Annotated in this window: 19 protein-coding genes; 12 read left to right on the top strand and 7 right to left on the bottom strand. The window is 48.4% G+C overall.

Translation table 11 applies throughout. The features are described 5' to 3' along the window. Positions 1 to 152 precede the first annotated feature (152 nt). From Pan161_RS26820 to Pan161_RS26810, 3 genes are read left to right on the top strand one after another with little or no spacing between them, the layout of a single operon-like run. Positions 153 to 1,232 (top strand): DNA cytosine methyltransferase, encoded by a 1,080-nt coding sequence (locus Pan161_RS26820; RefSeq protein ID WP_145231815.1) that lies wholly within the window; start codon positions 153 to 155, stop codon positions 1,230 to 1,232. Further along, positions 1,232 to 4,180 (top strand): ATP-binding protein, encoded by a 2,949-nt coding sequence (locus tag Pan161_RS26815; RefSeq protein ID WP_145231814.1) that lies wholly within the window; start codon positions 1,232 to 1,234, stop codon positions 4,178 to 4,180. Before Pan161_RS26820 ends, Pan161_RS26815 begins: the two co-directional genes overlap by 1 nt. A gap of 26 nt (positions 4,181 to 4,206) precedes the next feature. Beyond that, a complete protein-coding gene (locus Pan161_RS26810) occupies positions 4,207 to 5,811 on the top strand; it encodes a response regulator receiver domain (protein WP_145231813.1) in 1,605 nt (534 codons plus the stop codon). A gap of 51 nt (positions 5,812 to 5,862) precedes the next feature. On the opposite strand, the gene Pan161_RS26805 is transcribed toward Pan161_RS26810, so the two are convergent. From Pan161_RS26805 to Pan161_RS26780, 6 genes are all read right to left on the bottom strand, one after another. After that, positions 5,863 to 6,300, bottom strand: coding sequence for an HAD-IA family hydrolase (locus Pan161_RS26805; protein ID WP_232103512.1), 438 nt, complete (start codon positions 6,298 to 6,300; stop codon positions 5,863 to 5,865). A gap of 62 nt (positions 6,301 to 6,362) precedes the next feature. Continuing rightward, positions 6,363 to 7,073: an IS21-like element helper ATPase IstB gene (gene istB / locus Pan161_RS26800; RefSeq protein WP_145223927.1), complete on the bottom strand. Its 711-nt coding sequence runs from the start codon at positions 7,071 to 7,073 to the stop codon at positions 6,363 to 6,365. Then, positions 6,991 to 8,694, bottom strand: a complete 1,704-nt coding sequence (istA, locus tag Pan161_RS26795) for an IS21 family transposase (RefSeq protein ID WP_145223926.1) — start codon at positions 8,692 to 8,694, stop codon at positions 6,991 to 6,993. Before istA ends, istB begins: the two co-directional genes overlap by 83 nt. Then, the gene (locus Pan161_RS26790; RefSeq protein WP_232103510.1) at positions 8,640 to 9,260 is read right to left on the bottom strand and encodes an HAD family hydrolase; all 621 of its coding nucleotides are present in this window, start codon (positions 9,258 to 9,260) and stop codon (positions 8,640 to 8,642) included. The genes istA and Pan161_RS26790 overlap by 55 nt, the downstream gene beginning before the upstream one ends. Before the next feature lie 123 nt (positions 9,261 to 9,383). Then, on the bottom strand, positions 9,384 to 10,352 hold the full coding sequence (locus Pan161_RS26785) for an alpha/beta hydrolase (protein ID WP_145231812.1): 969 nt from the start codon (positions 10,350 to 10,352) through the stop codon (positions 9,384 to 9,386). Between the two features lie 181 nt (positions 10,353 to 10,533). Next, positions 10,534 to 10,953: a MarR family winged helix-turn-helix transcriptional regulator gene (locus Pan161_RS26780; RefSeq protein ID WP_145231811.1), complete on the bottom strand. Its 420-nt coding sequence runs from the start codon at positions 10,951 to 10,953 to the stop codon at positions 10,534 to 10,536. Between the two features lie 211 nt (positions 10,954 to 11,164). Between Pan161_RS26780 and Pan161_RS26775 the strand changes: the two genes are divergently transcribed. From Pan161_RS26775 to Pan161_RS26765, 3 genes are all read left to right on the top strand, one after another. Beyond that, positions 11,165 to 11,344, top strand: a complete 180-nt coding sequence (locus tag Pan161_RS26775) for a hypothetical protein (protein ID WP_145231810.1) — start codon at positions 11,165 to 11,167, stop codon at positions 11,342 to 11,344. 399 nt (positions 11,345 to 11,743) lie between these two features. Continuing rightward, positions 11,744 to 12,676 carry a DUF1559 domain-containing protein gene (locus Pan161_RS26770; RefSeq protein ID WP_145231809.1) on the top strand — a complete coding sequence of 311 codons (933 nt, stop codon included), beginning with the start codon at positions 11,744 to 11,746 and terminating at the stop codon, positions 12,674 to 12,676. A gap of 163 nt (positions 12,677 to 12,839) precedes the next feature. After that, positions 12,840 to 13,253: a hypothetical protein gene (locus Pan161_RS26765; RefSeq protein WP_145231808.1), complete on the top strand. Its 414-nt coding sequence runs from the start codon at positions 12,840 to 12,842 to the stop codon at positions 13,251 to 13,253. Positions 13,254 to 13,459: 206 nt separating this feature from the next. Here Pan161_RS26765 and Pan161_RS26760 read toward each other — a convergent pair whose 3' ends face one another. Further along, a complete protein-coding gene (locus Pan161_RS26760; protein ID WP_145231807.1) occupies positions 13,460 to 14,035 on the bottom strand; it encodes a DUF456 domain-containing protein in 576 nt (191 codons plus the stop codon). Positions 14,036 to 14,467: 432 nt separating this feature from the next. Between Pan161_RS26760 and Pan161_RS26755 the strand changes: the two genes are divergently transcribed. From Pan161_RS26755 to Pan161_RS26730, 6 genes are all read left to right on the top strand, one after another. Continuing rightward, entirely contained in the window at positions 14,468 to 16,390 is a 1,923-nt protein-coding gene (locus tag Pan161_RS26755) for a vWA domain-containing protein (protein WP_145231806.1), read from the top strand. 198 nt (positions 16,391 to 16,588) lie between these two features. Continuing rightward, positions 16,589 to 18,463, top strand: a complete 1,875-nt coding sequence (locus tag Pan161_RS26750) for a vWA domain-containing protein (RefSeq protein ID WP_232103508.1) — start codon at positions 16,589 to 16,591, stop codon at positions 18,461 to 18,463. 208 nt (positions 18,464 to 18,671) lie between these two features. After that, on the top strand, positions 18,672 to 19,331 hold the full coding sequence (locus Pan161_RS26745; RefSeq protein WP_145231804.1) for a 3-keto-disaccharide hydrolase: 660 nt from the start codon (positions 18,672 to 18,674) through the stop codon (positions 19,329 to 19,331). A 181-nt stretch (positions 19,332 to 19,512) separates the two neighbouring features. Then, positions 19,513 to 20,349 (top strand): sugar phosphate isomerase/epimerase family protein, encoded by an 837-nt coding sequence (locus Pan161_RS26740; protein WP_145231803.1) that lies wholly within the window; start codon positions 19,513 to 19,515, stop codon positions 20,347 to 20,349. 248 nt (positions 20,350 to 20,597) lie between these two features. Then, on the top strand, positions 20,598 to 22,235 hold the full coding sequence (locus Pan161_RS26735) for a HEAT repeat domain-containing protein (protein ID WP_145231802.1): 1,638 nt from the start codon (positions 20,598 to 20,600) through the stop codon (positions 22,233 to 22,235). Next, the gene (locus Pan161_RS26730) at positions 22,232 to 22,624 is read left to right on the top strand and encodes a hypothetical protein (protein ID WP_145231801.1); all 393 of its coding nucleotides are present in this window, start codon (positions 22,232 to 22,234) and stop codon (positions 22,622 to 22,624) included. The genes Pan161_RS26735 and Pan161_RS26730 overlap by 4 nt, the downstream gene beginning before the upstream one ends. The last annotated feature ends 7 nt before the right edge of the window (positions 22,625 to 22,631 follow it).

Genomic DNA, 22,631 nt, shown 5'->3' with positions numbered 1-22,631 from the left:
TAATTTAGGTAATTTCTTACAGCTGATATCACCAGCTGTTATTTCTAATGGATGTTTTAAAAACATCTACATAGTGTAGACTTGTGACATTCGCCGATCCAAAATATACGGTTAGATGCAAACTATGCACGTGGACAAAAGGGCGGTATTTTATGAAGATCAGAGTCGTAGATTTTTTTTCAGGATGTGGGGGAACCAGTTGTGGTTTGAAATCCGCTGGTATGAAAATTCTTCTTGGAATTGATAATGCGTCCGACGCAGAAATTACCTATCGAAGGAACTTTCCACGATCTGATTTTATTTGTGAAGACATCCGCAATGTAGTACCAAAAGATTTAGAGAGTTACGTATCAGTTAATCGTAAATACCCGCTTCTATTTTCTGCATGTGCTCCTTGTCAGCCTTTCTCTCAACAGAATCGAAATAAAGTTCAACGTATCACTAAAGATCACGACGCATCACTGCTGGATGAGTTTCATCGATTTCTGAAGTTTTTTTTGCCAGAATATGTATTTGTAGAAAATGTTCCTGGTCTTCAAAAAGTATCTAAAAGGTCTGGTCCTTTTTCTCGATTTATCAAGCTTTTAGAATCACTAAAATATTCATTTGATGATCGTGTTGTTAACTCACAAGATTATGGGGTTCCTCAAAGAAGACAGAGACTGCTTCTTATTGGTAGCCGACTGGGAGATATTTCCATTCCAGAGGCAACACATGGAGAAGGAACACAAAATCCGGAATTCTCTACTGTCAGAGATTGGATTGAGCACTTTCCTGCGATTACTGCCGGTGAGGAGCACCAAGATGTTCCAAACCACAGAGCACGTGGTTTATCACTTCAAAATTTAACTCGTTTACAACAGACTCCGGCTGGAGGTGATCGCAGAAATTGGCCTAAGAATTTATTGCTAGAATGTCATAAAGAACATGAAGGACATACTGATGTTTACGGTCGACTTTGGTGGGATCGACCAGCATCGGCTCTTACCACTAAATGTATAACAATATCCAACGGAAGATTTGGACATCCTGTGCAGGACAGAGCAATTAGTGTTCGAGAAGCAGCATCACTCCAAACATTTCCTGACGATTTTATTTTTCATGGTTCTCTTCAATCCATGTCGCGACATATCGGGAATGCTGTACCTGCACTTCTTGCTGAGAGAATTGGGAAAGCAATTATTAGCCACTATCGACGGTATCATCGTCAAGCTGTGAAAGAAGGACTCTAATGGCGAAAATAAAAGTTCGCGCTAGAACTGTTGACATGCTGGGACGTCAACAAATCGCAGGAATTCCGACTGCAATCAGCGAGCTTTTTAAAAACGCTCACGATGCTTACGCTAAAAATGTGGTCGTAGATTATTATGAATATGACGACCTGTTCGTATTACGTGATGATGGTCTCGGAATGTCTAAAGACGAATTCGAATCGAATTGGTTGACATTGGGAACAGAGAGTAAATTAATAGAAAATGCTTCATCTCTTGTTGATCCCGAACAAAAAGCTCGAGCCGTTTTAGGTGAAAAAGGAATTGGACGACTTGCCGTTGCAGCCTTAGGCCCACAGGTGTTTATCTTAACTCGTGCCAAACAAATAGAAGGAAAAAATAGGTCACAAAAATTAGTTGCTGCATATATAAACTGGGATGTCTTCTCACTTCCACAAATTGACCTTGTTGATGTGGAAATTCCTATTCGTGAATTTGAGGGAAGTACATTACCTACCGTAGAAGACGTATCTTCAATGGTTTCAGAATCTGCCGTTAATCTGGAAACTATCGCACCTGATAAGGATTCCAAGGAAGTGCAAAGAATCCTCTCATTAATGTCCAAGTTTGACTTTGATCCTCAGGAATGTATTAACTTTCTTCCAGTTGGCCCGACTTTCAATGCATCAAATGACCATGGGACTCATTTTTATATCAAACCAGCAGATTCAATAATTAAAGAAGATATCGCATTAGATAGCGTTGAGCCCTCATCAACACTTGTGAAGATGTTAATAGGTTTTACTAACACTATGAGTTCATCTCGTAGGAAAGTACCGTTGATAGCAGAGTTCCGTCAACATTCCAACGAAGGAGCTATCAAAGAACTAATAGGACCTAACCAATTCTTTACAGAAGATGAAGCTCGAAATGCTGATCATCAATTTATAGGACGGTTTGATCAATATGGTCATTTTAAAGGGAAGGTACGTATATACGGGCAAGCACCATTAGATTATGAAACAGGCTGGAATAACTCATCGAAAAAAAAGACAAGTTGTGGGCCCTTTAATATTAATTTTGCTTATGTTCAAGGAAGCCCTTCAGAGTCGATTCTTCCGTCAGATGAATTTGCACTCATTAGTTCCAAATTAAATACCATAGGAGGAATTTATATATATCGGGATGGTATTAGAATTCTACCTTACGGTGATTCAGATTATGACTTTCTAGATATTGAAAAACGTAGAACCAAGGGAATGGGTTATTATTTTTTCTCCTATAGAAGAATTTTTGGAGCAATTGAATTAACAAAATCGAACAATCAAAACCTAGTTGAAAAAGCTGGTCGCGAAGGATTTCGTGAGAATAAAGCGTATCGTGAATTTAGAGGAATATTAAAGAATTTTTTCATTCAACTTGCTGCAGATTTTTTCAGAGAAGGGGGAATAAATTCAGAAATATTTGATGCATTAAAAAAAGAGATAAAACAGAAAGATATTATCAAGAGAGAGAGAGAAAAAAAGGCAAAGCGAAAACGCAATGAACTAGCTCACCAACTAGAGACGTTTTTCTTACATATAAACAACGACTTTCCTCAGACTTCAATTGATGATTTAAAATCCGAAATTAAAAACGAGACAACTAAACTTAAAAGAAAGCGGTCTGATCAAAAAACAGAGATAGCGCGTATTCTGAAAGAGTCGAGGAATATGCTGGCTCAAATAAAAGCTTCGTTGAGGATCACTAAACCACAAGGGGTTGGGCTATCCAAGGAATTGGCACACGATTTCAAATCTTTTGAAACTGAATGGGAGCGTTTGGAAAATGAATTATTTTTACCGGCAGAACATGAAATAGAACTTTATATATCTGATGTACTGAATTACGAAGGTCAGACAATTAGTAAAAGTGATCTTATTACACTGGGATTAGAAGGGAAAACAACAGAGTACAAGGAAATTGCCAACGATCTGATAACCAGCTCACATGATGAACTTAATTGTCTTCAATCACGCGTGAATGAGCAATCTATTTTTCATTTTAATAATATTTCTGAATCAACGTCTAGAGTCTTAGACCAAGCTTCCAGTACTGAATTTGCTAAATTGACCGATTCTCAAATTAAGACACTTCAAGTCAATTGGGATAATGAATTTCGCGAGTGTGTAGAACCAGAAATAGATAAGCTTAAACAGTTAGTTACAGAAATAAGCTCTTTATTTTTACCTAATAGTCCTTCGGCTGACGAACTGACTGAAGTACTAGAGGAAGAGCTTGTCGAATTAAAAGAGAGTCTTGCTTCGCAGAACGAATTACTTCAGTTAGGAATGGCCTTAGGAGTGATTCACCATGAGTTTAGAAGTTGTGTACGTGGCTTGCGCGAATCACTTAGAAAATTGAAGAGGTGGGCAGACTCAAACCAAGCTCTAGCAAAATTATATTCTGAGATAAGAACTAATTTTGATCATTTGGATGGCTATTTGACTCTTTTTACTCCGTTAACACGCAGACTGAATAGAAAGAAAATTGATATTAGTGGTAGCGAGATAAACAAGTATCTTCAGGATCTGTTTTCACAAAGATTCGATCGGCATCAAATTAAATTAGTTGCCTCTCTCGCATTCAGAAAACATATCTTATTTGAATATCCATCTTCGATTTTTCCATGTTTTGTTAACTTAGTAGATAACTCATGTTTTTGGCTAAGTGATAGACGAGGTGAAAGAAATATTTATCTGGACATGGATGGTGAAGATATCCTTCTCTCAGACACTGGACCTGGAATCCATAAAAGAGATGTAGAACGAATTTTTGATCTCGGTTTTACTCGAAAACCATCTGGACAAGGGATGGGATTACACGTTTGCAAGCAAACTTTTGATCGTATTGGCTATGAGATTACACTTGATCCCCCTCAACGAGGTAAAGGAGTTGTATTCCGGATAAGGCACAGGGACAAGAAATAGATGATTTTATGTCGAAAGAATACAACATGAGTTTTTCAGATATCACGAATGAAATAGTTTCCGAATTTCTTCAAACAGTTGTTGTGTTGGACGATGAATCTTACTTAAGGGAACCAGAGTCTGAGGCGGAATCTAATTCAGAAATAATAGATCCATCACCACGTGGAAATATTGGCGGTACTGATGATGAAAATCAGAATTCAAGGCCACCATCAAAAAAACATGGATTAGATGCAAAGATACTTATTGATTCATTTGCGAATAATGGTCAAGTATGTGCTGTATTAGCCCCCGCTCACAACGAAGATCCAGTTAAGTACACAAAGAACGTTGCTCAAAATGCAGATGTTGTAATACTTGACTGGCAAATTAACGGAGATGATGGCGAAATAGCGCAAACTATCATAAAAGACCTGATACAAGAGGACAGCAATCGTGGTGGGAGATTGCGATTATTCGTTATCTATACAGGAGAGGGTGATCTCACGATTCCTTATGAATCGGTTCGAGATAAAATAAAGATTTTAGAAGAGATCGATGGAGATAAAGTAGTACTAGGCTGTAATAATATTCGAGTAAAATTCGTTATGAAGAAAGATGGAGAAGATCCTCAAGGCATAAGCGAAAAAGAATTGCCGAATGTTATCATTCAAACTTTTGCTGAATTTGCTGGTGGACTTGTACCAAATTCTGTTATGGCTGCAATTCACCAAGTTCGAGAAAACGCTCAGCATGTTCTTCAGCGTTTTAGAAAAGAACTTGATGGCGCTTTTATAGCTCACAGAATATTGCTCCATAATCAAGAAGAGGCATCAAGGTATCTGATTGAATTAATAGCAGATGAGCTTAAAGCGACTTTTGATTATTCCTCATTAATAGAGAAATCTGTAGGTCAGGAAGTCTTAACAGAGTATATCACAGATGGGGTGTACCCATGCGATAAATTACTTATCAAAGAAACTGCGGAGTTTGAAGAGCAAAAATTTATTGAATTAAAAAAAGAGGATGTGATCACCTCATTAGACACAAATGTTTTTGATGAAACACTGTGGAAAAAGACAAAAACTTTGTACAAACGAATCTATCCATTATTTCATCAAGATACCCAAGTAGGAAGAGAAAGATATTTAGAATTAAGCCGTATATCGTCACTCAGAACCGAAATTAACTCTCAATTGAGAACAGTAATCCCTCAAATAAAACTAGGATCAATTTTAAGAACCAAAACGACTGAAGACTATTACGTATGCCTTCAACCTTTGTGTGATTGTGTTCGCTTAGAACCAAATAAAAAAAATCCATTTATATTTGGGAAATTCAAGGAATCTATAAAGCCGAATCAACCATTTGAATTGGTAATAAATGATGATAACAAAAATATCTGCCTAAGTTTTCGACATGAACCGTTTGCAACAAAAGTCTTTAATTTTGGTTCTAACGAGACGGCGTGTATAATACCCCAAAAAGAAGGTGATAAATGGTTTTTTACACCGAGTGGAAACACTAAACTCATTTGGATTGCTGAACTGCGTCCTGTATTTGCCCAGAGATTAGTTCATCGAATAATGTCGCAACTCTCTAGAGTTGGACTAGATGAATTTGAATGGCAAAGGTTACATGGAAATGGCTAATCATTTAAAAAATGATTCTCTAGTTACAGCTATGCTTCTAGCATTTCTGGATTACGAACAACATTCTCCGCCCAATTGCAGTAGCTCAGCTGCCACCTGTTTCATATCTGGCTGGTTGATTTCAGGTTGCTTTGCCAGGGGGTAGAGTTGGGCGCCGGGGCGGGCGACGAAGGCGCCGCGCCAGCCGGCCCAGAGGGCACCGGCGATGTCCCAGCCATGGGCGGCGACCAGCATGCAGTCTTCCGGAGGCACGTTCATTTTGCGCGACGCCCATTTGTAAACGTGGCTGTGCGGTTTGAACATCTGCACGTTTTCCACACTCAGGCGGTCTTCGAACAGATCCGTCAGTCCGGCGTTTTTCATTTGCGCATCGACGCCCGCCTGTGAGGAATTGGTCAGTGTCACCATGCGGTAGCCCGCTTCTTTTAACTGTTCGAGTGGAGATTGGCGTGTAAAGCGGACCCACTTTGGCGCGGAAATGGGACCCACCTGGGGTTGGGTTAACCACGTGGGGTAACGTGGTGGTCAGTATGCCAAAGTGTGGAAGCGACTCAGGCTTTTTTGCGAGGTGGCTTCTTTTGTTTCATCGACTCTTTGAACCGATAGCTTTCACCATTCATCTCAAATATTTCACAATGGTGCGTTAATCGATCCAAAAGTGCTGCCGTCATCCGTTCGCCCTGAAAGATCTGGCCCCAGTCGCTGAAGGCGAGGTTGCTGGTGATCAGCAGACTTCGTCTTTCATAACGATCAGCAAACACCTGGAACAGTAGTTCCGCACCAGCACGGCTGAAAGACAGATAACCCAGCTCGTCGACAATCAGCAGATCGAGCTTGTCGAGCCTGTTCAGGAGACGCTCCAGACTGTATTGCTGTTGCGCGGTTTCCAGTTGATTGACGAGTGCCGCAGCGGTGAAGAATTTCGTTCGGATTCCTTCACGACAGGCGGCCAGGCCCAGTGCAATCGCCAGATGGGTTTTGCCCGTTCCCGGCTGACCAAGCAGACAGAGATTGGTATGTTGCCGGACCCATTCACCACGGGCCAGCTCCAACACCTTCTGTTTGTTGACTGATTTCATGGCCGCGAAGTCGTAATCTTCCAGCCCTTTTTCCACTGGGAACTGAGCCTGTTTGATCCGGCTGGTCAGCGCATTCGTGGACCGTGCCGCCACTTCCAGTTCAGTCAACTGCAGCAGATATTGCTCGAACGTCTGATTTGAGTTGGCCGCTTCGTGGGCCAACTTCTCGAACTCCGCATTCATGGCCGGTAACCTTAACTGCTTGAGATTGCTCTGCAGCAGTAGATTCGGATCGTTTTTCTTCTGTATTGTTTGTGGGGGCACGATGATCTCCTTGTGTTGACGTAGAAAGAAACAAATCAAAATGGTTCAGGCTCGGACAGGGAACCTGTACCGACAAGACCTCCGGACGACTCAATTCTTCTTTGCTCAGAGTTGCCGGAGAGAAATCAGGCTGATTGCGGGCATGCGCGGTACTGCGTTTGACCCGGCGAATGATCCGGTCGGCATCCGCTCCTTCGGGGCCACGCAACTGTTCGATGGTTTTCTGGACGCGCTGGACTGGATGTGCGGACAATAGCTGTAGCACTCGTACATATTGTTTTGCTCCCGCACATAAGCCATGCCGGTTTTCCAGCCGTTCGCGAAGTTCGTCAAACACCGGCGGTAGCTTCCACTGACGGTAGACGTTGGAATGATCTAACGCAGCCGGTCGCCGCCCCAAAGCTGCGAGGTAATGCAACGGGTTAAGAATCTGACACCCTTTCTCATAGCTTCTTTGATGGGTTGCCACCACAGTTCCCTTAAAGACCATTTCCACACGGTCAACGTAACCTTTGACGCTCACCGTCTGAAACGCACACTGTCGCGGCACGCTGTAATCCACGTTCTCAAACCGGGCGAACTGATACTTGTTGACCTTTACTTCCCGGCGGATGCACGGATCAAAGCGGTGCCTGGGCAACCCGGCGGCGTTTTGTTTGTCCTGTTCCAATCGTGTGCCGATGGTTTCTGTCTTACCACTACTGAGACGCTGCTGTTCCTGGAGGCAGCATTGCCGAAGATAGTTGTTGAGTTCCTCGAAATCTTCCATCTTGGGAACCGGAGTCGACCATTTCCGCTGCAACGTCTTCACGCGATTCTCAACGACCGGTTTTTCGTTCCCGCTGGCCGGCAGGCAGAACAGTGGTTCAAAGACATAATGACTTGCCAGGGCTGCATAACGTTGGTTGATTTTGCGACTCCGCCCGCTGAGCACCGCGTCGGCTACCGTTTTCGGGTTGTCCCACCAGACTTCTTTGGGAACGCGATCAAAATACTCGAACGCCTGCACCATGCCTTCCAGAATCGCTTCGGTCCGTTCCGTCGGTAGAGCGATCACAAAGGGGGCGTTGGAATACGACCAGACCAGAATCAACACTGAAACCCGTCGTCGTCCGTCGGGAAAATCGACATAAATCTTGCCGAAGTCGGCTTCCAGCCGTTGGCCCGGTTGGTGATCAAGCGGGATGAATGTTTCACGTTTATTGGTTCGGTGCTTCCGCACGAATCGACAAACTGCATCGTAACCGCCGAGATAGCCGTGCTCGTCCCGCAGTCGCTCAAAGATTCGTTGTGCTGTGTGCCGCTGTTTGGGTGGTTGCGATTCATCATCGGCGAGAATCTGTCGGATGGTCTCATGGAAGGGGCCCAGTCGGGGAGCCGCCTGAGTCTGGCGCTGCGAATATTGTTGCGGTTGCCCTGCACCGTGTAATACTTCGCGGATCTTTCGCCGTGAATGATGAAATGTCCGAGCGATTTCCCGGATGCTCATCCCGTCGCGATGAGCACGCCGTATACGTCCGTAATCGTCCACCGTAAGCATCCTTCACCCCGAAACTGAAGGTCAAAAGCCTCCAGTATCAGGAACTTGCTACGATGGGTCCATTTTACGCGCCAATAACTCCCCCAAAGTGGGTCCGCTTTGCACGCCAATCTCCATTCGAGGGCCGGTCTCACATCGGGATGGGCCGGCAGAGAGCGGATCGGTGCGAGCGCCTGCTTTGCCGCGTCGTCTGAAAGATCGATGTCATGATTGCGGGCCACCATCTGCAGTGTGGCAGCGCCGATCACGCCGAAATCGTCGTAGTGATCGCCGACGGTTGCCACCAGCGAATACTGCAGCATCGTCGTGAACCACAGCGGCAGCAGGTCGGGACGACCTCCCAGCGCTGCCGCGACACTCTCTTTCATCGCATCCAGGTCGAGCAGTGTTTCGTTGACATCAAAGAATAGACATTTGGGGCGGGTGGAGACCGAGGGCATGGTGGGTTCCTCTGCAGAAAGAGTAGCGGGCAACAGACCAGCGGCAATGCCGGCGGTAGCGGTGAGAAAATTCCGCCGACTGGATGCGGCATCAACGGTATGGTCAGGTTCCGGAGCAGACGTCATTCTGAAATCCTTTGGAGAAATGACGAAATGGGTTCAGTTGAGACAACAGCCTCAATCGTCAGCAGTCAGTATGACAGCATCCGCCGCCTGGTTCCAGAGCATTCCGCAGCTGCCACGAGACCGTTATTTTTTCTGCTGTCGTTTTTCAGGTCCTTTTTTGGGCTGCTTCAACTGCTGATCGAAGAATTCGACGATCATCTTGTTGATTTTCGGCGCGTTGAATTCCGGGCCGCCGTGACCGGCGTTTTCGACGATGTGCAGTTGTGCGGGCACCTTATTTTTCTTAAGCGCCTGTTCCAGGATGATGCTTTGATGCACGGGGACCGCGGGGTCTTTGGAGCCGTGGATGATCAGGAAGGGGGGATCCTGTTGGTCGATGTAGGTGATCGGGTTGGCCCGTGCGACGCGGTCCTTGTGTTCCAGAATCGGGCCGCCAATCAGCAGTGATTCGGGGGAACGGGGATCATTGTGTTTGAGCCGCGAGCCGGGAATCGCATGTTTGTCCATCTGCAGAAAGTCGGTCGGCCCCCACATGTCACACACGGCCTGTACTCTACTGGACTGGTCGAGGTGTTTGCCAACGTTGCCTTCCAGATCTTTGACCCCGCCACTGGTTCCCAGTAACGCGACCAGGTGCCCGCCTGCGGAAGCGCCGCCGACGCCGATGTGTGTGGCATCGTATCCATATTTCTTCGCATGCGCCCGCAGCCAGCGGAGGGCGGCTTTACAGTCGTTGATCTGGGCCGGGAACTTCGCTTCGCCGCTGCGGCGGTAATTGATGCTGGCACAGGCGTAACCGGCATCGGTCAGCAGCGGCACAAACTTGCCGCCCCGTCCTTTGTTGCCACTCCGCCAGCCGCCGCCATGAATCCAGACCACCAGTGGCGGGTTCTTGACATCGCGGGGCAGATACAGATCCAGCAGCAGGGACGAGCCATCGACGTTTGCATATTCCAGGTCACGGTGTTCAATCAGATTCTGTCTCGCCCGGAATGGCCTGTTGGGGCGGGGCCGTTGTGCGAAGCTCAGTTCTCCCAGGCAAACAGTGAATGCCAGGCACACGATCAAGGTTCTGAGTAAAAGCGGCGTCATGCGGGTCTCCTGAAGTGCTCGGACTGGTTTATTACGACGCCCGTTTGAAGGCGTGGAATACAAAACGATCGAAATAACACGTATACGTATTATGTCAGATAGAACCCGGTCGGCTGGGGGAAGTTTCGCGGTTTCTCCCATTTTTTGTGAATGATTTTGCAGGAGTTGCCTCTGATTGGGTCTATTGCAGAGCCTGGGTGATTTCTTCGAGGCCCTTCATCAGGGTCTGTTTCTTACGGGGCGTGAGGGCTGCTTCCAGGGTCTGATGGATCTGGCTGGAGTGCCTGACCAGTTTTTTCTGCAGCCGTTTCCCGATGGTTGTTAAATAGACGCGTTGTGCCCGGCGATCTGTTTCGCTGGCTTCGCGGCGGACCAGCTGTTTCTGTTCCAGCAGTCTCAACATGGCACCGATCGTATTGGCATCGGATGACATGCGTTCGCTAAGCTCGGTCTGGATGATGCCTTCTGCATCAGCCAACACCGACAGCAGCACGTATTGATCGACGGTCACACCAAATTCAGCAAAGTGCGCCTGCGCCGCGCGATGCATCGTCAGGTAAGCCCGTCTTAATCGCATGGAAATCGTATCATCAACGGTCATCCGCACTGGTCCTTCTCTGAGGGAGCGTTCTTCAAGTCAGGTATCGGAGACTTTCGTCTGGTTCAGTTTGCAGATTTCTTTCAGAGAGTGCAACTCGAGAAGGGGAGTGCAACGCGTGAGGGGACCAGATTTATGATGATCCAAGAACAGGGACGCGCTGACAGAGGAAGGTTTCGTCAGCATCCCGAATGTCGCGCGGGGCAAATACAGTGTGACCATCCTGCCTCCTGAAATGGATCCTGTCCCTCCCCAGCCAGGGCAGACAGCTGCGATAAAGAAAGTCTCGCCCGCGATCCCGGCGAAGTTTCGCGACAGCCAGTCCAGCCCGCTCGAGCTTGAAGTGAAAGAGGACGCCAGTGAGTTCTCTTTTGATCTGAAAGACGCCGGTTGAATGGTTTTCAATCCCCGTTTTCTTTTGATTTGCCATGTCAATGTGGGTTGAATGCGTGGTGTGGGGTGCTGGCTCTTAAGGCCCTTTTGTCCGATTGTGCTGGTAATACATCAAGAACGGATCGTGTCTGTATCTTGTTACATATAAAGCTATTGCGATGTGATATTTTGACGTAAGTCCAGTAGATATAATTTATTTATCAATATATTAATATTGTATTGTAAAAAATATTTAATAATATGAGTAGTAATAACTTAATATATCTATGTAAGTCGGTCATTCAGAGAGACCGTCTGTTTTCTATTTGAGTATTTCCGTGTTTTGGTCAATGCCCCTGTCGGGTGACCGAAATCGAGATTTCGATCTTCTTTATTTGTTTTATTTAGTTGAGAGAGTGACATGAATCTAAACACACAGAAGCGACGTGGCTTTACACTGATCGAACTGCTGGTGGTAATCGCGATTATTGCAATCCTGATCGCCCTCCTGTTGCCTGCAGTACAGCAGGCCAGGGAAGCCGCCCGACGGTCTCAGTGCCGTAACAATCTGAAACAACTGGGACTGGCATTCCATAATTATCATGATAATTTCCTGATGATGCCCACCGGTTACTTTCAAAAGGGTGGATATCAGACTGGCTGGGTCGCCCGGATTCTGCCTTACATTGATCAGGCTCCGCTTTATAACAGCATCTCTTCCATCACAGGCGAGATTAACGAGATCACTCCCTGGCGTTCCGCTTCCATTGGATCGCGTCAGGAGTTTACCACACCCATTCAGGTGATTCTCTGCCCGTCTTCCGAACTGGGTTCAACGGCTCCCACGCACTCCACTGTTCCCGCCCAACATGGCGGGCTGCATTATCGGGGAAATGGCGGTTCGGTAGATGTCGGGCTGCAGTCCGGTTTTTCCACGTCAACTCACAACTACACCACTTCGGGGGTGCTCTATCCCAAATCGAAAACTCGTATGCGAGATATTACCGATGGGACATCCAACACGTTCCTGCTGGGTGAACTCTCTTCGGGTTTGAATGGCTGGGGCAACAACACCGGCTTTGATGACATGGTGACCTGGACCTGGGCCACTTATGTGTACGGTGGTAATACCGGCGGCGATGGCTTCCTGATGATTGATACCAAGGCCACTCAGTACCCGATTGGATCCAGCACACACAGTCAGTATGGTGTTTCCTGGAGAAGTGCCCATGTCGGCGGCGCGCATCTGCTGTTCTGTGACGGACGCGTGCAGTTTCTGTCTGCCAGCATGAACCTGGACACGCTCAAAGGTCTGGCCACTCGCTCGACCGGAGAAGTCCTCGGCGAATATTAAATCGAACTCAACCAATTCAATCAGGGGGACTGTCTGAAACAGGCAGTTCCTCACTGTTTGAATTCCGTATCAACGGGGACCACTTTAGGCGATTTCACTGTGCCGTGCCTGGTCTTTTCATTCACAATTTATTCTCTGGTAAAGCTCCAAAATGAAGTTAAATATGATATCCCTGTGTTCGGTTTTGCTCCTGCTGTCAATCATGACAGGCTGTGGTGAGCAGATCGATAAGAAACCGACGGCACCTGTCAAAGGTATCGTCACCTATGAAGGTAAGCCTCTGGAAACCGGCGAAGTTGTGTTCTTCCCCGACTCGGGAGAGCAGATTGCACACGGTAAGATTCAACCCGATGGCAGCTTTCAGTTGACCACCTATGAAGAAGGCGATGGCGCGTTTCCCGGCACGCATAAAGTAACCATCATTTCCGAACGTGATATGGAAGGCATTTCTGCGGAAGATCCGGAAGCGTCCATGGAGCCCTCATTTATTCCGACGAAGTACAATATGCAGAAGTCATCCGGTTTGACTGCCGTCGTGAAAGAAGGCGACAACGAAATTAAATTTGATCTCGAGTAGTTTGACCTCGAGATGTTTGACAGTTCCTGAACAATGAACTGGCTTAAAAGGGTGCTCTCTTTTTTTGGAAGGAGAGCACTTTTTTTACGCACACAAGACAGAATTGCGACCTGCTCAGACTGTGTCCAGTTTTATTGTCGCGTCTCCAGGGCCATTTGGACCGAGTATAATAAATTGTCAGACGCTATGGTGAAATGTGATGCGCTCTAGAAGAGAGAGTCGATTGTGAGCATCACCAGGATGACAACGCCGATCGCCAGTTTGCCGACGACACCCAGCAGGCGACCTACAAACGCCGCGGTGCTGATGTGCATGCGGTTGACTTCCTGATTGCCTTTCCAGACTTCACCCAGATACGCACCGGCAAAAGCACCCAGTGCGCCGCCAAAGATTGCACCGCCGATGGTTCCCAAAGGAGGCAGCAGCGGAGTCGCGACGGTCGCCCCGATGACACTGGCGATGAACGTCCCCAGCAGAGCCAGTATCATGGCACGGCGGCTGGCCCCTTTTTTCGCAGCACCCGCCGAACTGCCCAGCGCTTCCACGACTTCGCCCAGTCCGGCCAGCGCGATGGCAATCACCAGTACGGTCAGCGAAATGCCATGCTCGTCCCGGCCCGGCATAAACAGATAAAACAGGGCCGACAGGAATACCATGATCCAGTTACCGGGGACCAGAAACAGGATTGATACCCACGAAGTCAGGTTCGCCAGAAACAGCAGCAGCACCATCAGGTAGTAAAACGTGAAGGGGAGCCAGTCTGTGAGCCACTCAAATGACATGAATTGGGTACCTGCAGGAAGAAAACATACCAGGGTCTCTGCGACGTCAGTTTATTGATTTCACCTGGTATTGGTAATCGTTCTTCGTAAATCGTTGTGAAATATTAGAGAATGTAAAAAAATGACGAATGTTGAGCCGTTTTCTGCGGTTATTAAGTAGCGTCTTTTTCCCCTGTATGTCAGAAAAATGTGTCCAAGGGTACACTTATTACGTCAGCTTGAGCGGCCAATGATTGTATTTGTCTGATTTCAGGGGTAAAATCGTAGATTTGAGGAACCATTTCCGGACGACAATTCTTATAATCATCAATGTCGTCTGATGTAATGCGCGGGTTTTATCAGCCCGTCATGTTCACTACGAATTCTGTTCGCTGTTTCTGTGTGAAATGGAGAACAGGCTAAAGTATTTGTCTAATCCTAAAGGAGCAGGCCGTGAGTGTTGTCAATTCCACCCGGGAAGTTCATGTCGAAGAAATTGTAGACGTTGAACCTCACAACTGGTTGAACCTGAAGGAAGTTCCCGCCTGGCTGATCAGTCTGGGGGTTCACTTGCTCATCCTGTTCATGCTGGCAAGCTTCACGCGCATCACGCTGCTTGATTCTGAAAACGCGATCATCTCTTCGATTGAAGAGCTTGATGATAATTCGTTTAAACTTGATCCCACGATCCAGGACGTTGTCGGCTCCGCGGGTGATACCGCACTGATGACCCAGTCCATGGCTGCGGCGCCACAGACATCAGTCGAACAGCAGCAGGCGATGCAGGAACAGCTCGAAACGGAAATAGAAGCCCCCGAGCCCATCATTGATGACCTGATGACTCAACCCGCCAAAGAAGAACTGATGGCTGCGGTTGAAGTCTCTGGGGAAACCGACCGACCCGATGGCGGAGTCGCCGGCGCGATCGACCGCCTGACACTCGAAATCGCAGCCGCTGCCAAGGAAAAGAAACTGCTGGTCGTCTGGCTGTTTGATGTTTCTCCTTCCGTCAGCAAGCGACGTAATGAGATCGCCGACCGGTTTGAAAACGTCTACAAGCAACTGGGGCTGCTGGATGCAGCGGAAGACGATAGCTCACTGAGAACCGCGGTCGCCGCCTTCGGTGACACGACCCAGTTCATCACGAAAGATCCGGTCAGCGACGTCAAAGAAGTTGTCTCGCAGATCCGATCGATTAAAGAAGATACAACCGGTAACGAAAATGTGTTTTCAGCCGTCACTCAGATCGCCAAACGCTATCGCTCTTATAAAAAGCAGGGCCGTCGTAACATGATGGTGATTGTGGTGACGGACGAAGCGGGCACCGATGACAAAACCAATCTGGAAGATGCTATTTCAGCGACTAAACGTGAAGGGATTAAATGTTATGTCGTCGGAAATGCAGCCCCCTTCGGCCAGCGTGAAGTGACTGTCAATTTCGAAATCGAACCAGGAGTCTTTGTTCCCGCTGTTTCTGAAACCGGACCGGAAACGGTCGCGGCAGAACGTATTAAATTGCCTTTCTGGGGACAGAGCAGCTATGACATCAAGGAGATCTCTTCTGGCTATGGTCCTTATGCGTTGACACGTCTGTGTGCAGAAACCAATGGGATCTATTTCATCACTGAAGAAACCAGTGGACCCAAATTTGAACCAGCCGACATGCGGGCCTATCACCCCGACTATATTTCCATTCGTGATTACGAGAATAGTATCAATAAAAATATGGCAAAGCGGGCTCTGGTCATGGCGGCGACTGCCACCCGCAACTCAAAACGGAGGATTCCGACCCTCACACTGGAATTCCCGGCCAATACCGATAATGCGTTACGACAGGCGATCACGGTTGCACAAAAACCTGTTTCCGAACTCGACTACGGGCTCAATGAGCTGCAGGTGCTTCTGGAACAGGGGCTGAAAGATCGTCCCAAGATCAGCGAACCCCGCTGGCGGGCCAATTACGACCTGGCTCTGGGACGTGTACTGGCAGCACGCGTGCGGGCTTTTGGATACAATACCATATTGGCAGATATGAAGAGCAGCCCGAAAACATTTGAGAAAAAAGAGAATAACGCCTGGCGACTGGTGCCCGCAGAAGATGTGCGGTCCAGTCCCACCGTGCGAAAACTGGGCAAACAGGCTCAGGAGATTTTGAACGGCCTGATCGACGAACATCCTGGCACTCCCTGGGCCTATCTGGCGGCCAAAGAGCTGGACAAACCTTTGGGCTGGTCATGGCAGGAAATGAAGCTGAACCTGGATCCCCAGGGAAATCGCGTTCGCAAACCAAACCCACGTTTCGAAGAAGAACAACGTAAGAGAAAAGAGGCGTTGAAGAAACGGGGCGTCAATGGGAACCAGCCACTCAAAATCTGACCTTGTTGAATACCACGATCTCTAATAATACAATCAGTTTAGCGACTGGTCTGACAGGAATATTCAGCGCAGACCGGTATTTTATATTCATATCATTTTTCGAAACCGGATCAGCAACTTTTCAATATTTGTTGAGACAAAACAGGCACTCGTTTTCAATAGCAGTTTGCTATAAAAATGACCGGGGGGTTATTACAGATGGCTCAGGCGCGAGATTATTCCGCTTTCTTCACCTCTTTAATTGTACACGCGGTGATTCTGCTGGGGATGGGGTTGATACACCATCAACTGACAGACAGTCAGCCGGAAGTGGCGATCGAAACGATCTTCGACGAGGAACGTGATCACGCTGAGTTCGAACAGGTGCTGGAAACCAATCTGGAAGTTTCCGAGAACCTGAGTGTGACGTCTGGCGGGATGGTTTCCACTAACGTCGGGGCTTCCACAGCGCCTGCCGTTTCTTCACAGAAGATCGAGACATCAGAAAGCCTGAAAGAACCTGAAATCAAAATCAACGCGGGCGAGATCACAGCGCCCGGCGATGACATCCTCGGCCAGGACCTGGGAGTGGGTGAAGTCACCGGTGAAGTGGGGGCTGTCGTAGCAGGCTACGGGTCAGCCATGAGCCGGATTTCCAAAGAACTGATCCGCATCATGCGGGAAGAAAAAATTATGGTTGTCTGGCTGTTCGATGAGTCGGGCAGTATGAAAGACGACCAGAAAGAAATCCGAGATAACTTCAATAAAATTTACGGCGAACTGGGGATCGCTGCCAAACAGGAATCAAAAACCCGTGATCGGGATCAGACACTGCTGACATCCATTCTGAGTTATGGCGCCACAGTCCATGTCCACACGCCCAAACCCACGACCGACCTGAAAGAAGTTCAGGACGCAATTAACAAAATTCCGACCGATGAAACCGGTCTGGAAAACATGTGTGAGACCGTTTCCGCCACACTCGATAAGTACGCCCTTATGGCCCGGAAAACCGATCGTCGGCTCTGTCTCGTCCTGGTCACCGATGAATCAGGCGATGATGGCAGCAAGGTGGAAGACGTCATTACCCGTGCCAAACGCCTCAAAACGCCCATTTACATCCTCGGGCGGGAATCGGTCTTCGGCTATCCTTATGCCCGCCAGATCTGGAGAGATCCGGTCTATAATCTAAGACACTGGATTCGGATCAATCGTGGTCCGGAAACCGCGTTTCCTGAAGCATTGCAGTACGATGGTCTGCATGGTCGCTGGGACGCATTCTCTGCGGGCTTCGGACCTTACGAACAGGTGCGTATCGCCCGTGAAACCGGGGGGATCTTCTTCGTCCTGCCCGGAAAAGAAGGGGAACTGGGAGGCGCCGGCAGTACCGCTGATCGGCAATTCCGTTTCCAGGATATGAAAGAGTATCAACCGCTCCTGCTGGCTCGTCGTGATTACGATGCAGAACGCAGCGCCAGTAAGTTTCGTACTTCCATCTGGAAGGTGATTGCCACACTCAATCCACATCTGGATAAACAATTAAACATCAGAGAGCTCTATTATCCAATCAAGCAGAAAGAGTTTTATGAAGTCGGCAGTAAAGAAGTTCCCAAGGCGATCCGCGCCATGGGGCTGCTGCAGCTCGCCGTCGGTATTCTGGAATCCGTTGAGCCGCTACGGGCGCAGGAAAAATCATCCCGCTGGCGTGCCGCCTACGACCTGGCGCTGGCACAATGTCTGGCCTATCGCGTACGTCTGTTTCAGTACTGTCTGGCCATGGATCAGCACGCGAAAAATATGCCGGAACTTAAAGAGAAAAAAAGTAATGTCTGGAATGTCTATCGACGTAAAAAAATGCTGCCTCCCGATCCAGAGCAGGTCAAGCTGACAAAGGTCAGCACCGAAGAGCTGGATAAGCAGTTGAAGAAGGCGGAAGCACAGTACAAACTTGTAATGAAAGAGCACGCGGGAACCCCCTGGGCACAACGGGCTCAGTATGAGCTAGGACAGGGGTTTGGAATGTATTTCAAAGAAGGATTTCGTGATCCGCGATACGACAAAGTCGGAAAAGATATCAAAATTCCCAAGCTGTAAACCACGGCGAATTACTTAATGTCCTTAATACAAGACAGGGCACTTTCCGGAAAATATGCCGGGAAGTGCCCTGTTTGCTTTTAACCGGTTCAGTCGCCGCGTAGCATATATGGTATTCCGAATTGCTGCTGTGAACTCAGCCAACGCTCAATCAAAGGCGACACAAAAACCGTATTATTACTGATGACACCGAGGAGTGATCTACACGATGAACCAATACCGCGCTAGCAACTGTTTTAATGTATGTACCGGACTGATGGCGGCGCTGCTCGTCTCGTCCCTGATTGGAAACAGCAGTGCCTACTCAGGTGAGAAGACCGCTGAAACTGAAGAGGGCTGGGTCGAGTTGTTTAACGGTAAAGATCTCACTGGCTGGACTGTCGCCGAAGGGGGACCCTTTGAAGTGAAAGATGGCGTGATCGAAGTCACGGGGAAACGCTCGCATCTCTTCACCAACAAAGAGTACAAAAACTTTGAGTTCAAAGCAGATGTGAAAACGACTCCGGGCAGCAACTCGGGTATTTTCTTCCACACTAAATTCCAGGAAGAAGGCTGGCCGACACAGGGATATGAATCACAGGTCAACGTGAGTCACAAAGATCCTGTCAAAACCGGCAGTCTCTATAACCGGGTCAAACTGTTTAAAACACCCGCCAAAGATAACGAATGGTGGACTCAGCATATTATCGTCAACGGTCGTCATGTCATTGTTAAAATCAATGATCAAACGGTCGTCGATTACACCGAGCCGGAAGGTGCGACCGGCTCTCCTTCACTGGGTGAAAAAGGGAGCTTTGCACTGCAGGCCCATGATCCCAAAAGCGTCGTGTATTACAAAAATATCCGTGTCAAACCACTGGCTGACTGAGCCTGGTGGCACAGATGGAACTTTGAGCCCTCATCTTGAAGATCGAGGGCTTTTTTCTTCTCTTTGACTGTGTCTCGTTTTACTGTAGCTTCTCCAAGGCCATTTAGGTTGCGCATAATAGGCTGGGAGACGCTATGGTGAAACGTGATGCGTTCTTGTTACAGCATAAAGAAATCGAATTGTGAAACCGGGATACAACACGAATGGTCTGGCCTTTCATCGCTGGGATGACGCCATCCGTCTACTGGCAGAGACCGGTTATCAGTCGGTGGCGCTGACCATCGATCATTACTGTCTGAATCCTTACGCTGCCGATCTGGATTGCCGGCTGCAGGAAATGCAGTCGCTGCTCCAGAAGTTTCAGCTATCTTCGGTCATCGAAACTGGTGCCCGGTTCCTGCTGGATCCGCGAGAGAAACATGAGCCAACCTTATTGACCGCCGATCCAAAGGCCCGCGTCCGACGTGTCGATTTTCTGAAGCGCTGCGTTGACCTGGCTGCTTTTCTCAAATCCGATGCGGTTTCTTTCTGGGCGGGTCAGCTGAAAGAAGACCTGCCTCGTGAAGCCGCTTTGGACCGACTGGCAGCAGGCTGCCGCGAACTCATCGCGTATGCCGCTGAGAAAGAAGTCCGGCTGGCGTTTGAGCCGGAACCGGGCATGCTGATTGAAACGCTGCAGGACTTCGCAGAGTTGAATGAACGCGTCAGTCATCCCAGTTTCGGCCTGACCGTTGATATCGGACATCTGCAGTGTATGGGAGAGCTGCCGATCAGCCAGTCTCTGGCGCCCTGGAAAGATCGGATCTTCAATATCCATATTGAAGACATGGTCCAGGGAGAACACGATCATCTGAGGTTCGGCGCAGGCGACATCGATTTTCCGGATGTCATTCAAGGGCTGCGACAGATAGAATATCCCGGCGGCCTGCACGTCGAATTGAGCCGTCACAGTCACATGGCTCCAGATGTCGTCCGTGAGTCGTACGCGTTTCTGACGGACCTCATCCAGGCTGGCTGAACAGCATCGCTACAACCCGACAGGCACGGTTTAATGTATTCTCACTGGATTGTAGCGATTATTCCGGATAGTCGCGTTAGAGCAGGGAAACTTGAGTTCTACTGTACCTGCATACGATATAGAGATAGCGGGCAATAGCAGAGGATTTTCAGTCATGTCGGGAGAATGATGTGGCAGTCATCACCCGAGGAATATGATTGTTTCTGCTTTTGTAGATCCAGGCACTCTTTATACGATCTCATGTCGGCATGGCTTCATCAATCTCTAAAACTTTTGACGTTCTTGCGCAGAGCCGAAATTCTCATGCAGTAAACGCATTGATTCTGGCTCTCGACGTCGAAAATCCGGAAATTCGCGAGCAGGCCGTCTTCGCTTTACTGCAGCAGCAGAGTTCACGCGGACTGGTCGAAGTGATTCGGCGGTACCCCACCCATACTGCCGGTATCCGTAAACTGCTGGAGACTCATTCGAATGCACTCGATGCTGCCATTCGGCAATGCCTGCTGCACGGCAATCGCGAACTGCAGTACTGCGGTCTGGAATTTGTCCGTCTTACCAGTGATTTTAAACAGATCTCCTCAATCATCTCTTTGTTTGAAAATAAACGGCTGGTTAATCATCAGCCGGATCTGACATCACAAACCCTCCGTTACCTGGTAGGCAGGCTCTACGAATACTTTCTGAATCCCTCGGTCGATTCCGTCTACTCCCGTGCGTTCCTGAAAAATGCAAAAGAGATCAGGCGTGACAATCTCAACGCACTCGTCGCAGCAACCGAACATCTGCAGGAATTCGATCGTCCTGAAGAAATCATGGAAAGCCTGCTGATTCTGGGCAATGTCGAAGATCCTGCCATCAGAAAGGTACTCTGGAACTCGCACGAAGATATCCGGCGACTGGTGGAACAGGTACTGAAACAAAGTAAACACATCGGCGTCATGCAGCTCATTTGTGACTTTACGGAAGTGAATTATCCGAATGCGAAAGCGCTGGAAGCGATCTCAACGCGCGACGACCCCGAATTCATCGCCCATCTGTTGCGCTGGCTGCCGGAAAAAACGACCGACTTGCAGCACTCGAATTTCAGGCAGATTGATCAGGTGATCTGGCTCCGTGCCGATCGCCAGGATTTCAGTCGCATACCCCAGGTTCTGCAGGTCGCTTTGATTCGATTGATCAGCCTGCTCAACCTCGATATCGCCAGCAAAAAACAGGCCCAAAAATGGATGCTACAGCATGGGACGCCTGCCGCAAAAGAAGCCGCCATCGATATGCTGCGGAACCTGGATACCGCCGAAGTCACGGAAATGGTCCTGGAAAGTCTGGATTCGGAAGATCCCATTCAGCAGGCCTGGGCTACCTGCCAGCTCCGGTCGCAGCATGTCCCGGATGCCATGAATCTGCTGATTAATAAAATTGACAGTCCGGTAGAAGAAGTCCGTGAAGCAGCGCGGCAGGAACTGGCCAGTTTTGACGTCGAGTATGTCCTCGAACATTTTGAAGAATTCAATTCTCAGGTCTGTCCCTCGGTGGGAAAGCTGCTGCAGAAACTGAATCCGCGGTGCATCGTCGATTTGAGCCGCGCCATGTCACACCCACTGCGGAAACGGCGTATCAAGGCGGCCCGTTGTGCCCATGCTTTGAAATTACATGATCAGGTAGTACCCGCACTGGCGGCGCTGCTGGAAGATTCCGATGATCTGGTTCGCAGAACCAGTGCGGAAATTCTAGCCACCATCTCGAATTCCGCCGCGCGACAGTCATTGGCAACACTGGTGAATGATGAAAATTCGCGCATCCGGGAAATCGTCGTTAAAGCACTGCAGAGACCGCTGACGCAGGAACAACCCGATCTGAATCAGGTGGAAGGGACAAGCGAAACATGAACATCGATTTCTGGTTCCTGCTGGCAGGACATACCGACGAAGTTTCCCGGGCGTTTCGCAATCGGAGTCTGCTGCAGGAAAACTGGCTGCTGATTTCGGGGACCATCGTGATTGGCGTGGTCTGGCTCGTCTTGTATCTCTGGGAAAACCTGCAGCTGCAGCGCAAAGCAAATACGGATACCCCCCAGGGACTATTTTACGATTTGTGTAAAACGCATCGCCTGAACCGTGCTGATATCAACTACCTGCTGAGAGCCTCTACCACGCACTGTCAGGAACAGCCAGCCATGGTCTTCATTGATCCCGCAATCCTGCATGCCTGTACCAGTCAGGCGGGAGCCGATGCCCGCTATTATGAACTGCTGGAAGAACGACTGTTCCGGAAGTAAACGGGAC

This window comes from Gimesia algae, assembly GCF_007746795.1.
Lineage (GTDB): Bacteria > Planctomycetota > Planctomycetia > Planctomycetales > Planctomycetaceae > Gimesia > Gimesia algae.
The sequence above is the reverse complement of the archived record's forward strand: the minus strand, read 5'-3'. Positions and strand labels throughout refer to the sequence as shown.